Here is a 289-nt window from a genome sequence, read left to right as displayed (position 1 = left end):
CTGATGCTGCTTGGCGACGCAGAAGCGGCCCAGGTGCTCAACAATCTGGAGCCATATGAAGTCCAGCATCTTGGCCGTTCGATGTTCAACGTCGCCGACGTCAGCAAGGAAGACGTCGAGTCTGTCCTCAGCCAATTCACCAAGCGCGCCCGCATGCGCACGACAATCGGTTTTGGGTCTGCCTCGCGCATTCGCGCGGTCATGCAACATGCCCTGGGCGTCGACCGGGCAGACACGGTGCTGGCGCGCATCACGCCGCCGACACGGAGCCAGACGCTCGATGCCCTGC

Annotated in this window: 1 protein-coding gene; it reads left to right on the top strand. The window is 63.0% G+C overall.

The window, feature by feature from the left end; translation table 11 throughout:
- Positions 1-289: magnesium and cobalt transport protein CorA (locus H8K26_RS17595; protein ID WP_449662872.1), on the top strand; the 289-nt coding region annotated here is incomplete at both ends.

This window comes from Cognatundibacterium aquatile (assembly GCF_014699135.1).
GTDB classification, from domain to species: domain Bacteria; phylum Pseudomonadota; class Gammaproteobacteria; order Burkholderiales; family Burkholderiaceae_D; genus Undibacterium; species Undibacterium aquatile.
The sequence above is the reverse complement of the archived record's forward strand: the minus strand, read 5'-3'. Positions and strand labels throughout refer to the sequence as shown.